The following is a 14,521-nucleotide window of genomic DNA, read 5'->3' as shown; positions in this document are numbered from 1 at the left end:
GTTACCGCCGAGTAGTATCCGCTGCATGCCTTATCTCGAACGCGACGGAGACGTCCACATCCTGTTCCTCGGCGCCCAGGACGGTGCGGACAATCCCGAGAACCGATTCAACCCGGACTGGATCGACGCCACGCATGCGTTGCTCGACGAGGTGGAGGCCTCGGCCGGGCCGGCTGCGCTGGTCACCACATCGGCAGGCAAGTTCTACACCAACGGTCTCGACACCGACTGGCTGTTCGCCAACCTGGACAAGATCACCTGGTACCTCGACCGTGTCCACACGCTGTACACCCGGCTGCTGGCGTTTCCGATGGCCACCGTCGCGGCCGTTCAGGGCCATGCCTTCGGAGCAGGCGCGATGTTCGCCACCTCGCACGACTTCCGCATCCAGCGCGCCGACCGAGGCTACTACTGCCTGCCCGAGGTGAATCTGAACATGCCGTTCACCGTGGGGATGTCCGCGTTGATCAACTCCCGGCTGCCCAAGCAGACGGCCGTCGAGGCCATGACGACCGGTCGCCGTTACGGCGGCGCCGACGCCGTGGCCGCCGGAATCGTCGAGGCAACGGCTCCGGAAGAGTCTCTGGTGTCCGACGCGGTCGCGAAGGCTGCGGCGCTGACGAGCACCCGAGGTGCGAATCTGGCCGGTATCAAGGCGCGAATGCACGTGGATCTGCTTGCCGCGCTGAACACCGCAACCGACGACAGCAACTTCAGCTTCGGAAAGTAGCAAGCCCGTCTCTGCCCGCAACTCGGTACAGCCGTTCCGACACTCGGCCACGCTAGTGACACACTGTCTCTCGTGACGGACGAATCGAACAGTGCTGCTGTGGCCGGTGCCATGGACCGCGCCCTGGCCGCCGCGACCGGCGAACTGGTCGCACTGTCGCACTCGATTCATGCCGAGCCCGAGCTGGCGTTCGAGGAACATCGCAGCGTCGCCAAGATCCTCGACATCCTCCGCGCGCACCGCTTCGAGGTCGAGTCGAACGTGGCAGACATGGATACCGCGTTCACGGCGTCGTTCGGCAGTGGTGACCTGGTTATCGGTATCTGCGCGGAGTACGACGCCCTGCCCGAGATCGGTCATGCGTGCGGACACAACATCATTGCGGCCTCCGCGGTGGGTGCTGCGCTTGCTTTGGCTCCGGTGGCCGATGCTCTCGGCATCACCGTTCGAGTGCTCGGCACCCCGGCCGAGGAGACCGGCGGCGGCAAGGTGTTGATGCTCGAGCGAGGAGTGTTCGACGGCATCGGCGCGGCGTTGATGGTGCACCCAGGACCGTTCGACATCGTGGGTGCGACCTCGCTGGCGCTGGCCGACGTCGCCGTGCAGTTCACCGGTCGCGCAGCGCATGCGTCGGCCGCCCCCGAATGGGGAATCAACGCAGGCGATGCCGTCACCATCAGTCAGGTGGCTCTCGGTCTACTGCGGCAACACCTGGCGCCGGGTCAGCAGTTCCACGGCATCGTCAGTGACGGGGGTGCGGCACCGAACATCGTGCCCGGCCATGCCGAGTTGCTCTACTACCTGCGGGCGAACACCACGGAGTCGCTCGCGACGCTGACGCAGAAGGCGTTCGCCTGTTTCGAGGCCGGGGCCCTTGCCACCGGGTGCACCCATGAGATTCGTACGGTGTCACCGACGTACGCGGCATTGACGCCGGATTCGTGGTTGGTCGCGGCTTTTCGTCAGGAGATCGAAGCGCTGGGCCGATCGCCCTTGGCTCCGGATTTGGAAGGATTTCGCCCGTTGGGCAGCACAGACATGGGAAACGTGACGAATGTTCTACCCGGTATTCATCCCGTCGTCGGACTCGATGCGGGAGGGGCGGTGACGCATCAGCCCGAGTTCGCAGCTGCATGTGTCACCGAGTCGGCCGACCGCGCGCTGCTCGACGGCGCTCTCGGTCTCGCCAGAACCGCAGCGCGCGCCGCCGCCGACCCCAGCACTCGGGCGCGTCTGCTCGACGGTGTGAGCGCGAGATCGGCCGAGCGACCATGAGCCCAGGCGACGACGCTGTGGTCGAGATCAGCGCTGCCGAAGCCGCGATCGATCGGTGGATCCAGTCGCACACGGCAGATCTGTCCTTGTGGCGTCGGCACATTCACGCCAACCCGGAACTTGCTCGACGCGAGTTCGGCACTACTGCGTTCGTGATGGAACGACTGGAAGCAGCGGGTCTGTCACCCAAGCCGCTCCCCGGCGGGACCGGGTTGATCTGCGATATCGGCCCGGACGGGCCTCGCGTCGCATTGCGGGCGGACATGGACGCCCTACCGCTGCAGGAGAACACGGGTGCGGTGTACTCGTCGACGGTGCCGGGGGTGTCCCACGCCTGCGGCCACGACGCGCACACAACGGTGCTGCTCGCGACCGGTCTGGCGCTGGCATCGCTGCCGGATCTTCAGTACGGGGTGCGCCTGATCTTTCAGCCCGCCGAGGAGGTCATGCCGGGAGGCGCACTGGATGCGGTGGCCGCGGGAGCGCTCGACGGCGTCACCAAGATCTTTGCGCTGCACTGTGATCCGCGCCTGGAGGTAGGGCAGGTGGGCGTACGCGTCGGGGCAATCACCTCCGCTGCCGACACCGTCGAGCTGCGGCTGGATTCACCCGGCGGACACACCTCGCGGCCGCACCTGACCACCGACCTCGTCTACGCATTGGGAACCGTCATCACCGGTCTGCCCGGGATGCTGAGCAGACGAATCGATCCACGCACCAGCACCGTGATGGTGTGGGGAGCGGTGGTGGCGGGCCAGGCCCCCAATGCCATTCCGCAGACCGGCATGCTGACCGGCACCGTCCGCACCGGAGACCACGAGACCTGGGCATTGCTCGAACCGTTGGTCCGCGAGATCGTCACCGGCCTGCTGGCACCGACCGGCGTACGATTCGAGCTGCACTACCGTCGCGGTGTGCCTCCCGTGGTCAACGATCCGGCGTCCACGCACACGTTCGAGAAGGCGATCGGCCGGGTCGGACCCGACGCATTGGCCGACACCGCGCAGTCCGGCGGCGGCGAGGACTTCTCGTGGTACCTCGAACGAGTGCCGGGTGCCATGGCTCGGCTGGGTGTGTGGCCGGGCACCGGACCGCAACTCGACATCCACCAGCCCACCTTCGATCTCGACGAGCGAGCACTGGCCGTGGGCGTCAAGGTGATGACCGGTATCGCGCTGGACCCGAACTAGAACCTGGGGACGAGATGGCTTTCGAAGTGTCGCCGATCGGAATCGTTCGATCCGACCGCGCCGAGGTGGTGGACGACAACTGGGGATCGGTCGAGTCCGTCATCGACCTCGACGAGAACGTGCTCGACGCCGACGCGACCCTCGGTCTCGCCGAGTTCTCGCACCTCGAGGTCGTCTACGGATTCCACCTGTGTGATCCGGCCGCGACGACCACCGGCTCGCGGCATCCCCGCGGCGACACGACGCTGCCTCGGGTGGGTGTCCTCGCCCAACGCGTGAAGGACCGGCCCAACCTTCTCGGGGTGTCGCGGTGCGAGATCGTCGACGTCGACGGACTGCGCATCCGAGTTCGAGGTCTCGACGCGATCGACGGTTCACCGGTGTTCGACGTCAAACCGTTCCTGCAGTCGATGGTTCCGGAGCGTGCGGACGTGACCGAGCCGGCCTGGGTGGCGTCGGTGATGAAGAACTACTTCTGATCTGTCCGCCGAGCTACGAGGCTGTACCGGGACCGACGTTCCGGCTGTCGCGGGTTCGAAGGTCTCGCACGTACTCGGCGGGAGCACCCGCGATTTCGGCTGCCTCTGCCATCACTCCGAGGTATCGGGCCGAAGGCAGGCCGCCCTCGTAGGCGTCGAGCACGTACATCCACGCCAGCACCGGCTCCCGGCCGGTCTCGATGCGCAGTCTGATCTTGCGGTGAATGCCGAGTTCCGAGCCCTCCCAACGATCCAGGCTCTCTTCGTCCTCGTCCGATACGTCGTAGAGCACGACGAAGACCTGCGAGTCGGGATCTTCGACGACCGTGGCCAGCGCGCCCTCCCAGCCGATGTCGCCGCCGGCGAAGGTCAACCGCCATCCGTGCAGCCACCCGGTTCCCGACAAGGGCGAGTGAGGGCATCGCTGCAACATCTGCTCCGGATGCATGTTCGATCCGTAGGCGGCATAAATTGGCACGTCGGCCAGCCTAAACCGTATCGGTGCCGGTTGACGCGTCGTGGTCGTGTTTCGGTGAGTCGCCGCAGGTCCGCCCTCTCGTCGAGGGAGTGAAGCTAGCCTTACCGACCCACGTGGGCGGCCTCTGGAATACCGTTGACGCGACACAGCGAGAGATTTCGAGCACGCGAGAAGAGGATCAATGACCCGGATTGTGATCATCGGTGGTGGTCCGGCAGGGTACGAAGCAGCATTGGTAGCCGCCCAGCACGGAGGCGAGGTGACACTGGTCGATTCGGACGGAATCGGCGGTGCCTGCGTCCTGTGGGACTGCGTGCCGTCGAAGACGTTCATCGCGTCGACCGGCATTCGCACCGAGATGCGTCGAGCGAGCGACCTGGGAATCTCACTCGATCCATCGCAGGCGGCCGTCGCGCTTCCGAAGATTCACGATCGTGTGAAGAGCCTGGCGCAGGCGCAGTCCGCCGACATCGCCCACCGAGTCACCTCGGTGGGAGTCCAGTTGCTGGCCGGACGCGCAGAGATGATCGACACACACGTCGGTATGGCATCCCACCAGATCAAGGCAGTGCTGGCCGACGGCGAGGAGCGCATCCTCGATGCCGACGTCGTTCTCGTCGCGACCGGTGCGAGGCCTCGGGTGGTCAAGGGAGCCGAGCCGGACGGCGAACGAATCCTGAACTGGCGTCAGCTCTACGATCTCGAGGCACTGCCCGAACATCTCGTCGTCGTCGGATCCGGTGTCACCGGTGCCGAATTCGTCTCGGCTTACACCGAGATGGGCGTCAAGGTGACCGCTGTCTCGAGCCGTGACCGCGTCCTCCCACACGAGGACGAGGACGCCGCTCTGGTCCTCGAAGACGCATTCAACGAGCGCGGCGTCACCCTCGTCAAGCATGCCCGCGCCGATTCGGTCGTCCGCACCGACGATGGAGTTCTCGTCACGCTCTCGGACGGCCGCACCGTCGAGGGCAGCCATGCGCTGATGACCGTCGGATCGGTTCCCAACACCTCCGGTCTCGGACTCGAGAAGGTGGGCATCGAACTCGACAAGGGCGGATACCTACGGGTGGACCGCGTATCTCGTACCGTGGTCGCGGGCATCTACGCAGCCGGTGACTGCACCGGTCTGCTGCCGCTGGCCTCGGTCGCGGCGATGCAGGGGCGCATTGCGATGTACCACGCGCTGGGTCAGGCCGTCAGCCCGATCAAGCTCAAGACCGTGGCCTCGGCGGTGTTCACGCGGCCCGAGATCGCGTCGGTCGGAGTCGCACAGACCGCGATCGACGCCGGTGACGTACCGGCGCGCGTGGTGATGCTGCCCTTGACCACGAATCCGCGAGCGAAGATGAGCGGTCTCAAGCGAGGCTTCGTCAAGATCTTCTGCCGCCCCGCCACCGGCGTCGTCATCGGTGGCGTCGTGGTCGCCCCGAGCGCCTCCGAGCTGATTCTGCCGATTGCGATGGCGGTGCAGAACAATCTGTCGGTGAACGATCTGGCAAACACGTTCTCGGTGTATCCGTCGTTGTCGGGTTCGGTCATCGAGGCCGCGCGTCAGCTGATGGCGCACGACGATCTGGATTGATCTCAGTATCTGAGATTTGCGTTTCATGTTTCGGTAGCACGTGAGACAGTCGAGAGAGCGGACACACCCGTCCGCTCTCTCCTCGACTCAGCGGATCCGCGGGCCGTTCCTTCGTTCCTGCTGCCCCGGAGTCTCTTTCATGTCTTCTACTCACTTCCCCGTCGGCTTGGCCCGACGCACCTCATCACTGTCCAGCTCGGCCATCCGTGATCTTCTCGCCCTCACCGCACGCGACGACGTCATCAGCCTGGCCGGAGGTCTGCCGGCCACGGATCTGATCCCCGTCGACCGCATCGCAGCTGCTGCCGAGGCGGTGCTGCGGAGCCCCGATGCCGTCCAATACTGCGAGACCGCCGGCCATCGCTCGCTGCGCAGCGTGATCGCGGCCAGAGAGAGCGCCGTGCGCGGGGGAGCGGCGGTTCCGACGGACACCGTCGTCGTCACGCACGGATCGCAACAGGCCCTGACGCTGCTCGCGCAGGCGCTGATCGACCCCGGTGCCGTTGTCGTCGTCGATGAGCCCGCGTATACCGGTGCGTTGCAGGTGTTCTCGATCGCCGAAGCGCGGATCGAGGCAATCGAAATCGACGCCGACGGGATGAACACCGAGGAACTCGAACGACGGCTCACGGCGGGACCGCGTCCTGCGGTGGTCCACACGGTTGCCAACTTCCACAACCCTCGCGGGGTCACGATGAGCGAGCAGCGTCGGCGGCACCTCGCGGCACTGGCGGATCACTACGGATTCTGGGTGATCGAGGACGACCCGTACGGCGAGATCTGGTTTGCCGCAACGGACCCTGCACACGAGACGGGCGCACCGCCGCTGACCATTGCATGCTTCAGCGATCGCGTCATTCGGCTGTCGAGTGCGTCGAAGATCCTGGCACCGACGCTGCGTGTCGGCTGGTTCGTCGCACCGCACGACGTGTGTGCCGCGGTGGAGTTGCTCAAACAGGGTGCCGATCTGTGCGGTTCCTCGATGACCCAGCTGATGGCGGCGAACATGCTCGGCGACACTGCATGGTTGGACGCGCACTTGACGACACTGCGTCGCGAGTATGCCTACCGTGCAACGGCATTGACGGATGCGCTCGATGCCGAGTTCCCCACGCGGCTCACGGTCTCGCACCCGACGGGTGGAATGTTCGCCTGGGCCACCTTCTCGGATGGGACCGACACGGACGAGTTGCTCGCGGCCGCCCTGGAGCATGGAGTCGCTTTCGTTCCCGGTTCCGCGTTTGCGTCGGCCGAGCAGTATCGACGCTCGCTCCGGTTGAGCTTCGCGGGATCGACCCCGGCAGAGCTGGCGGACGCGGTGCGGCGATTGGGCACCGCACACGCGTCCATCCGCGCGCACCGACCACGCGGAACCTCGTAGGCAGGTTCTGCGCGTGGCGGACCTGGGGCGGTAACCTGACATTCACGTAGTGCGCGGGGTTTTTCGACGGATAGGGAGCGTCACAGTGAGCAACCGATCGAACACGAAGTTCCTCGGACCCACCCAGCGGGTGGAGGCGTGGGACCAGCTCGGAACCGAGCAGTTCGACGTCGTGGTCGTCGGCGGAGGCGTCGTCGGCTCCGGTGCAGCCCTCGACGCCGCGACGCGGGGCCTGAAGGTAGCTCTGGTCGAGGCGCGGGACTACGCATCGGGCACCTCGTCTCGCTCGTCCAAGATGTTCCACGGCGGCCTGCGTTACCTCGAGCAGCTCGAGTTCGGGCTGGTACGCGAAGCGCTGCACGAACGCGAACTGTCGCTGTCCACGCTGGCACCGCACTTGGTCAAGCCGTTGAAGTTCCTGTTCCCGCTCACCCACCGGCTGTGGGAACGCCCGTACATCGCCGCAGGCATCTTTCTCTACGACCGGATGGGCGGGGCCAAATCGGTTCCACAACAGAAGCATCTGACGCGGTCCGGTGCGCTGCGGATGTCGCCGGGAATCAAGCGAAAGTCGCTGATCGGCGGAATTCGGTACTACGACACCGTCGTCGACGACGCCCGGCACACCATGACCGTCGCCAGAACGGCCGCTCACTACGGCGCTGTGGTGCGTACGTCGACACAGGTCGTCGGGTTCCTACGGGAGGCCGATCGGGTATCCGGTGTGCGAGTACGTGATTCGGAGACCGGGGCCACCACCGACGTTCGCGCACACGTAGTGATCAACGCCACCGGCGTGTGGACCGACGAGATCCAGTCCCTGTCCAACATGCGCGGACGGTTTCGGGTGCGTGCGTCGAAGGGCGTGCACATCGTGGTGCCGCGCGATCGAATCGTCAGTGAAGCCGCGATCATTCTGCGCACCGAGAAATCCGTACTGTTCATCATTCCGTGGGGTGCGCACTGGATCATCGGCACCACCGACACCGACTGGAATCTCGATCTCGCGCATCCGGCCGCGACCAAAGCCGACATCGACTACATCCTCGGTGAGGTCAACGGGGTGCTCGTCACGCCGCTCACCCACGAGGACATCGACGGTGTGTACGCGGGCCTGCGGCCACTGCTGGCAGGCGAGAGCGACGAGACCTCCAAGCTCTCACGAGAGCATGCGGTCGCTCGCGTGGCACCGGGACTCATCGCCATCGCCGGCGGCAAGTACACGACCTACCGAGTGATGGCCGAGGACGCCGTCGATCTGGCGGCGGAGGACATCCCGGTGCGGGTGGCGTCATCGATCACCGAGAAGGTGCCCCTCGTCGGAGCCGACGGTTACTTCGCCCTGGTCAATCAGGCACCGCATCTGGGCGAGATGTACAACTTGCATCCACATCGGGTGACGCACCTGCTGGACCGATACGGCTCGCTGATCGACGAGGTGTTGGCGATGGCGGACGGCAAACCCGAACTGCTGCAACCACTCACCGACGCACCGTCCTACTTGCAGGTCGAGGTGGTCTATGCGGCGGCGGCGGAAGGCGCGTTGCATCTCGAGGACGTGCTGTCGCGTCGTACCCGGATTTCCATCGAGTACTCGCATCGCGGGATGAACTGCGCGGGTCAGGTGGCAGCGTTGATCGCACCCGTTCTGGGGTGGGACGAGGCCACGGTCGATCGTGAAGTCGAGACCTACCGCGCCCGGGTGGAGGCCGAGATCGAATCGCAGCGCCAGCCCGACGACGAGTCGGCGGACGCGCTGCGTGTCGTCGCTCCGGAGGCCCGACAGGAAATTCTGGAACCGGTTCGCGGGTTCTGAGTCAGCGAGTCCGGACCAGTGTCCTGGGTGCGCGAGCCGCCGTTGCGCCGGAGACGGCCATGACCAGCAGGGTGAGTATCGCCAATGTCAACATGGGATCCATGGTGATCGGCGAAGCTGTGAGCAGGCTTGGTCCTCGCTGACAGGACGCCGTCAGATGGGTCCGGGTTGGCAGTGCGGGCAATAGTAGATCTGCCGTTCCTCGAGGGGGTTGTCGCCGATGAGGCCGAACTCGATGGTGGTTCCGCACCGCCGGCACGGCTTGTTCTCGCGGCCGTACACCCAGAAGTGTCGGCCGGGTCGCCGATCCCCGGTGGTGACGCGCTGGTTCCGGTCCTTGTTGGCCATGATCAACCGATAGGACAGGTCGATCGTCTTCTTCAGGTTGCCGGCGTCGCCGACCGGAGTACGTGGATCGATTCCACGCAGAAAGCAGATCTCGTTTCGATAGACATTGCCGAGCCCGGCGATATTGCGCTGGTCGAGCAGAGCGAGTCCGACGGGACGAGCCGGATCGGACTCCAGATTGGTCAGGGCGGTTTCTGGGTCCCAGTCCGTACCGAGCAGGTCGGGTCCGAGGTAACCGACGGCCTCCTCCTCGTCCTCGATGATGTCGAGCACTCCGAGTTCGAAACCGATGGCCTGCGCGTTCGCGGTGTTCAAGATGATCCGCGCCTGGAAGGCAGGGCGACGCCACTTCGCACCGGGTGCGTAGACGTGCCAGGTGCCTTCCATCTTCAGATGCGAATGAATGGAGTAGCCGCCGACTCTGATCAGCAGATGCTTGCCGCGCGAGGCGACGGAATCGACGGTCTCGCCGGTGAAATCCACCGTGGCGTACCGAGGAACGCGCACATCGCACGTCGTGAGCTGCTGGCCCTCCAGCGCGGCGCGCAGGGTGTTGGCCGCGCGCCAGACGGTATCGCCCTCGGGCATCTGCATCCCTTCTTGTTTCTGGAAGTGTTGCGGTGCTTCAGCGTCGGAGACGGAGTCCCCGGGGTGTCGCCGAGAAACCGGCCTCGGTCAGCGTCTTGGCGAACTCTGTTCCGTGGATGTCGTGACCGTTGATCCGCTCGACCAGCAACTTGTCGACACCGCCGCGGCGAACGGTGGCCGCCAACGCGGTTGCTGCCGCGCCGATATCGTCGGTGTTCTCGCCGAAGGTCAGCACCGACTTCCCGCCGCGTTCGACGAACATCGTCAATTCGCCCCGAACGAGGACGACCAGTGCACCGGCCTTGCGACCCGGGCGATGCTTCGTCGTTCCGTCCGGCTTCTCTCCGACACCGGCCTCGCCACTGCCGGCCTTCGGCCAGGGCAGCGCTCCGCCGTAGGGATTGGCCGGATCGCACGACGCGAGTACCACAGCGGTGGCGTTCTTCTTCGGTTCGTCGTAGCTGCGCAACCGGTCGACCACGTCGGAGGTGGAGAACTGGGCCCCACCGAGCGAATCGACGAAGTAGCCGCGACGACAGCGACCGGAGTCCTCGAATCCGGTGAGCACCTTGTACATCGTGGCGAATCCGCCGGGGACACCCTCGTTCATCACCGAACCACGGGTCACCACGCCGTAGCGTTCGAGCAGAACGTCAGCGGTCGCATGGGCGCGGACGGTGAGATCGGGTTCGAGCTCGGGCAACCTCGACCATCGACCACCCGCCGTCGGTGGCCCCGTTCTGGTGGGCAGCGACGGGCGCTCGAACTGCCGGTACGAGCGCAGGCGCGGTGTTCGGCGCGGTGCTCGATGACTCGGAGCCGAGCGAGTGGCTGTGGAGTTCAACAGGGCGCGCAGCGGGGCGAACGTGTCGTTGCTCAGACGCCCTGCCCACACCAACTCCCACAGCGCCGCCTGCAGTGCAGTGTCGTCGGTACTGCCGACGGTGTCGGAGAGTTGCCGAAAGAAGTACGCACCGCCGCCCGCGACGGCGTCCTGAATGCGAATCTGCAACTCCGACAGGTCGGATTCGGCTGCGGGCACGAGGGTGAGCGGGGCGGTGTCGGCCATGTGCAGGCTTACCCAGCCGTCCTTGGACGAGATCGCACCGTGCCCCGACCACAACACCTCGCCGGTGGAGGTGAGTTCGTCGAGCATCGCCGGACTGTAATCGGTCACCCGCGACGAGAGCACGAGAGATTCCCAGGCAGATGCCGGAACAGGAACGCCCGCAAGCTGTTCGATGACGGTCGCGACGCCGTCGATACCACTCAGGCGTCGGCTGTCCACGTGCTGCCAGGCGGGCAGGAAGCGGCCGAGGGTGGCGGTGGAGACCGGTTCCACCTCCTGCCGAGCCGCTGCGAGCGACCGACGCCGCAGTCGCCGGAGAACCTCGGCGTCACACCATTCGCTGCCCGTGGCACCGGGACGGAACTCACCTTCTACGACGCGTTTGTCGACGGCCAATCTGCGCAGTACGTCCCGCACCACGGCGGTCCCGACGCCGAACCGCGCCGCTGCGTCGTCCAGCGTGAACGGGCCGTGGGTTCGGGCGTACCGGCTGATCAGGTCCACCAGCGGATCGTCGACCGGCTCGATGAAGGCAGCGGGAGTACCGATGGGAAGCGGGACTCCCAAGGCATCGCGCAGCCGAGCGGCGTCCTCGATGGCCGTCCACCAGCTCTGGCCGGCGAACGAGACCTCCATCGCCCGCTTGGCCTCGGCGAGTTCGGTGAGCCACTGCGGATATTCGTCGCCGTCGGTGCGCAGGCCGATTTCGTCCACGGTCAGCGGACCGAGTAGCCGCAGCAGGTCCGCGACGCCTTCGATGTCTTTCGCATGTCGGTCTTCGGGGAGACGCTGTAGTTCGAGTTCGGTGGTGGTGATGACGCTGTCGTCCAGCAACTCTCGCAGTTCGACGCGTCCGAGTAGCTCGGCAAGCAGTGCCGAATCGAGTGACAGCGCGGCGGCCCGTCGTTCGGCGAGCGGGCTGTCGCCCTCGTACATGAATGCGCCGACGTAGTTGAACAGCAGTGAATTGGCGAACGGGGACGGTGACGGCGTTTCGACGTCGACGATCCTGATCTGGCGTCGACCGATCCGGGCCAGGATGTCTTCGAGGGCGGGGAGGTCGTAGACGTCCTGCAGGCACTCGCGCACGGTCTCGAGCAGGATCGGGAACGTGGGGTACTTACGAGCCACGTCGAGCAGCTGCGCCGAACGTTGCCGTTGTTGCCACAGCGGCGCACGCTTGCCCGGATTGCGGCGAGGCAGAAGCAGTGCGCGAGCGGCACATTCGCGGAACCTCGATGCGAACAAGGCAGACCCGCCGACCTGCTCGGTGACGATGTCGGCAATCTCGTCGCGCTCGAACACGAACAGCTCTGCGCCGGGCGGCTGGTCGTCGGTGTCCGGGAGCCGGACGATGATGCCGTCGTCGGAGGCAGTGGGCGCGGCGTCGATGCCGTAGCGCTCGATCAGCCTCGCGCCGACTGCGAGTGCCCACGGCGCGTGTACCTGCTGACCGTAGGTGGAATGCAGCACGAGCCGCCAGTCGCCCAGTTCGTCGCGGAACCGCTCGACGATCATCGTCTTGTCGGTGGGCAGTTGGCCCGTCGCCTCGAGTTGCTCGTCGAGCAACGCGATCAGGTTGTTGACGGCATTGGCGTCGAGACCGTCGGCGCTCAGTCGCTCGGCCAGGTTGCTGCGGTCGGTGGTGCTTCGCAGAAACTCGCCCAGCGCCTGTCCCAGTTCGGCCGGTCGACCGAGACCGTCGCCGTGCCAGAACGGGAGCCTGCCCGGTTGGCCGTACGCCGGACTGACCAACACCCGGTCGTGGGTGATCTCCTCTATGCGCCAGCTGGTGGCACCGAGCGCGAAGACGTCACCCACTCGTGATTCGTAGACCATCTCTTCGTCGAGTTCGCCGACTCTGGACTGCTTTTCGCCCACCATGTAGACGGTGAACAGTCCGCGGTCGGGGATGGTGCCGCCCGAGGTGACCGCCAATCGCTGCGACCCGGGCCTGCCGGTGAGGGTGTTGGCATCGCGATCCCACACGAGTCGCGGCCGCAGTTCCGCGAACTCGTCCGAGGGGTAGCGACCCGAGAGCAGATCCAGGGTGGACTCGTAGGCAGATCGGGGCAGTGTGGCGAAACTGCCGGTGCGACGGACGGAGTCGAACCAGTCCTCGGCGTCGATGGGTTCGAGGGCGCAGGCCGCGACGGTCTGCTGAGCCAGCACGTCGAGCGGATTGGCGGGTACGAAGAGTGCCTCGATCTTGCCCGACGTCATGCGTTCGACAGTGACCGCGCAGTGGATCAGGTCGGTGCGATGCTTGGGGAACAGCACGCCCTTGGAGATCTCGCCGACCTGGTGCCCCGCGCGCCCGACGCGTTGCAACCCGCTGGCCACCGATGGTGGCGCTTCGACCTGCACGACCAGATCGACTGCGCCCATGTCGATTCCGAGTTCGAGACTGCTGGTGGCGACGACGCAACGTAACCGCCCCGTCTTGAGGTCGTCCTCGATCAGTGCGCGTTGGTCTTTGCTGACGCTGCCGTGGTGGGCCCGGGCCAACAACGGATCGGCACCGTGGTTCACGTCGTTGGGAGTGCCGACCTGCGACGGCGGCTTGTGCTGTGTCTCCACGCCGTCGCCGATCCGTTCGGCGTACACCTCGTTGAGCCGTGCGGTGAGCCGCTCTGCGAGACGTCGGGAATTGGCGAAGACGATGCACGAGCTGTGTTCGAGGATGAGATCGACCATCTTCTCCTCGACGTGCGGCCAGATCGATCCCTGAGCCGGGGGAGCGGCGGAGGTGTCGGCATTCGGATCGGTGACACCCAGCTCGGTCATGTCCTCGACGGGTACCTGCACCGTCAGGTCGAAGGTTTTCGGTGCCGGCGGGGCGACGATCTCGATGGGAGCGGCTCCGGCCAGGAAGCGGCCGACCTCCTCGTGTGGGCGCACCGTCGCGGACAGGCCGATGCGTTGCGCGGGCTTGTCCAGCATGCCGTCGAGCCGTTCGAGCGACACTGCGAGGTGTGCGCCGCGTTTGGTGCCGGCCACTGCGTGCACCTCGTCGACGATCACGGTGTCGACCTCGGCAAGAATGTCCCGCGCTGCGGAGGTGAGCATGAGGAACAGCGACTCGGGGGTGGTGATCAGGATGTCCGGAGGAGTCTTGACCATGTTCCGTCGATCGGCGGCGCTGGTGTCGCCGGAGCGAACGCCCACCGAGATCTCGGGTGGGTCGAGGCCGAGTCGCTTGGCCGTCTGAGTGATCCCGACCAGGGGCGCGCGCAGGTTGCGTTCGACGTCGACCGCAAGGGCTTTGAGCGGGGAGATGTAGAGGACCTTGGTCTTACGCTTGCTGTCCGCACCCAGTTGCGCCAGCTCGTCCAGAGCCCACAGAAATGCCGAGAGGGTCTTGCCCGAACCGGTCGGTGCGACGACGAGAGTGTGAGCGCCGCTCGAGATCGACGACCACGCGCCCAGCTGCGCGGACGTGGGTGCCGGGAAGGCACCGGTGAACCACTCGCGAGTGGGCCGAGACAGCTTCTGCGTCACCGACAGCTCACCCGCGACGTCGGTGCCGATACTCTGCCTGGCCATCCCACCATCATGCCCCGGGGCGCCGACACGTAATCC

General features: G+C 65.9%; 10 protein-coding genes. 7 read left to right on the top strand and 3 right to left on the bottom strand.

Annotated features, from left to right (window positions below; translation table 11 throughout):
* Positions 1-25: 25 nt before the first annotated feature.
* The 4 genes from CH275_RS04615 to CH275_RS04600 all read left to right on the top strand — a co-directional run bounded on the left by CH275_RS04615 (position 26) and on the right by CH275_RS04600 (position 3,674).
* The gene (locus CH275_RS04615; protein WP_094675654.1) at positions 26-730 is read left to right on the top strand and encodes an enoyl-CoA hydratase/isomerase family protein; all 705 of its coding nucleotides are present in this window, start codon (positions 26-28) and stop codon (positions 728-730) included.
* 111 nt (positions 731-841) lie between these two features.
* Positions 842-2,005 (top strand): M20 family metallopeptidase, encoded by a 1,164-nt coding sequence (locus CH275_RS04610; protein ID WP_094675792.1) that lies wholly within the window; start codon positions 842-844, stop codon positions 2,003-2,005.
* Entirely contained in the window at positions 2,002-3,195 is a 1,194-nt protein-coding gene (locus tag CH275_RS04605; protein WP_094675652.1) for a M20 family metallopeptidase, read from the top strand. The genes CH275_RS04610 and CH275_RS04605 overlap by 4 nt, the downstream gene beginning before the upstream one ends.
* 14 nt (positions 3,196-3,209) lie before the next feature.
* Entirely contained in the window at positions 3,210-3,674 is a 465-nt protein-coding gene (locus CH275_RS04600) for a TrmO family methyltransferase domain-containing protein (protein ID WP_094675650.1), read from the top strand.
* A 13-nt stretch (positions 3,675-3,687) separates the two neighbouring features.
* Here the strand turns inward: CH275_RS04600 and CH275_RS04595 are convergent, their stop codons facing one another.
* Complete coding sequence (locus tag CH275_RS04595; protein ID WP_094675648.1) at positions 3,688-4,152, bottom strand: gamma-glutamylcyclotransferase; 465 nt, start codon at positions 4,150-4,152, stop codon at positions 3,688-3,690.
* A 181-nt stretch (positions 4,153-4,333) separates the two neighbouring features.
* Here CH275_RS04595 and CH275_RS04590 point away from each other — a divergent pair, with 181 nt between their 5' ends.
* The 3 genes from CH275_RS04590 to glpD all read left to right on the top strand — a co-directional run bounded on the left by CH275_RS04590 (position 4,334) and on the right by glpD (position 8,934).
* Positions 4,334-5,737: an NAD(P)H-quinone dehydrogenase gene (locus CH275_RS04590; RefSeq protein WP_094675646.1), complete on the top strand. Its 1,404-nt coding sequence runs from the start codon at positions 4,334-4,336 to the stop codon at positions 5,735-5,737.
* A gap of 139 nt (positions 5,738-5,876) precedes the next feature.
* Positions 5,877-7,118: an aminotransferase-like domain-containing protein gene (locus CH275_RS04585; protein WP_094675644.1), complete on the top strand. Its 1,242-nt coding sequence runs from the start codon at positions 5,877-5,879 to the stop codon at positions 7,116-7,118.
* An 85-nt stretch (positions 7,119-7,203) separates the two neighbouring features.
* Positions 7,204-8,934: a glycerol-3-phosphate dehydrogenase gene (gene glpD, locus CH275_RS04580; protein ID WP_094675642.1), complete on the top strand. Its 1,731-nt coding sequence runs from the start codon at positions 7,204-7,206 to the stop codon at positions 8,932-8,934.
* Positions 8,935-9,087: 153 nt separating this feature from the next.
* Here the strand turns inward: glpD and CH275_RS04575 are convergent, their stop codons facing one another.
* Positions 9,088-9,870: a DNA-formamidopyrimidine glycosylase family protein gene (locus CH275_RS04575; protein WP_094675790.1), complete on the bottom strand. Its 783-nt coding sequence runs from the start codon at positions 9,868-9,870 to the stop codon at positions 9,088-9,090.
* A gap of 37 nt (positions 9,871-9,907) precedes the next feature.
* Positions 9,908-14,485 carry an ATP-dependent helicase gene (locus CH275_RS04570; RefSeq protein WP_256990854.1) on the bottom strand — a complete coding sequence of 1,526 codons (4,578 nt, stop codon included), beginning with the start codon at positions 14,483-14,485 and terminating at the stop codon, positions 9,908-9,910.
* Positions 14,486-14,521: the final 36 nt, after the last annotated feature.

Origin of the sequence: Rhodococcus sp. 06-235-1A (genome assembly GCF_002258785.1) — a bacterium.
Lineage (GTDB): Bacteria > Actinomycetota > Actinomycetes > Mycobacteriales > Mycobacteriaceae > Rhodococcoides.
This window is presented reverse-complemented; position numbering and strand designations above follow the sequence as displayed.

What these genes read in the sequence shown, in the direction of transcription:
- CH275_RS04585 (WP_094675644.1), top strand. Translation starts at nt 5,877, where the DNA reads ATGTCTTCTACTCACTTCCCCGTCGGCTTGGCCCGACGCACCTCATCA.
- CH275_RS04605 (WP_094675652.1), top strand. Translation starts at nt 2,002, where the DNA reads ATGAGCCCAGGCGACGACGCTGTGGTCGAGATCAGCGCTGCCGAAGCC.
- CH275_RS04615 (WP_094675654.1), top strand. Translation starts at nt 26, where the DNA reads ATGCCTTATCTCGAACGCGACGGAGACGTCCACATCCTGTTCCTCGGC.
- CH275_RS04590 (WP_094675646.1), top strand. Translation starts at nt 4,334, where the DNA reads ATGACCCGGATTGTGATCATCGGTGGTGGTCCGGCAGGGTACGAAGCA.
- CH275_RS04570 (WP_256990854.1), bottom strand. Translation starts at nt 14,485, where the DNA reads ATGGCCAGGCAGAGTATCGGCACCGACGTCGCGGGTGAGCTGTCGGTG.
- CH275_RS04610 (WP_094675792.1), top strand. Translation starts at nt 842, where the DNA reads ATGGACCGCGCCCTGGCCGCCGCGACCGGCGAACTGGTCGCACTGTCG.
- CH275_RS04575 (WP_094675790.1), bottom strand. Translation starts at nt 9,870, where the DNA reads ATGCCCGAGGGCGATACCGTCTGGCGCGCGGCCAACACCCTGCGCGCC.
- CH275_RS04600 (WP_094675650.1), top strand. Translation starts at nt 3,210, where the DNA reads ATGGCTTTCGAAGTGTCGCCGATCGGAATCGTTCGATCCGACCGCGCC.